Source organism: Burkholderia sp. Bp8963 (assembly GCF_003854275.1).
Taxonomy (GTDB): Bacteria; Pseudomonadota; Gammaproteobacteria; order Burkholderiales; family Burkholderiaceae; genus Burkholderia.
The window spans coordinates 1-474 of sequence record NZ_QTQP01000192.1 but is presented as its reverse complement, the minus strand read 5'-3'; the positions used below and the strand labels follow the sequence as shown (position 1 = coordinate 474).

The 474-nt window shown below is 58.0% G+C and carries 1 protein-coding gene; it reads right to left on the bottom strand.

Translation table 11 applies throughout. The features are described 5' to 3' along the window. Positions 1 to 60 precede the first annotated feature (60 nt). The coding region (locus DID96_RS38010; RefSeq protein WP_148094550.1) for an SUMF1/EgtB/PvdO family nonheme iron enzyme at positions 61 to 474 on the bottom strand (414 nt) is incomplete at its 5' end.

Here is a 474-nt window from a genome sequence, read left to right as displayed (position 1 = left end):
GTGGGCGTTGGGAGCCGCTGCCGGGCATGGGTTCACTCGACGAAATGGCCGATGTGATCGTCACGCTCCTGCAGCCATATTTACAGCCCGATAATTATTAAACTTATTTGAGGGATGTTGTACTAGGTAGCGGCCGCGCGAGCGCGCGGCATATTCATACTGCGCCTCGGTCGGCAGGTCCACCGGCAGGCCACTGACCTCGCCCAGCCATTGGCAGTAATCTTTACCATCTTGCCAATTGCTGCGCGCGGGAAAGTTCGGCTTGAATTGGCGCGCCTCATAAACACGATAAGGTTCCGTCGCACCAATCTCCCTATCTCGCGCAGTAAGTTCCATGCGATAGAGCTGCCTGCCGTTCATCAACCGAAACCGATCGTCCTCGGCAATGGTGGTGTGGTACCTGGCCATGTAGAAACCGTCGAGCCGTACCTTGTGCAGCGGCCGGGCATCGGCCTCCGGCACCAGTGGCATCAG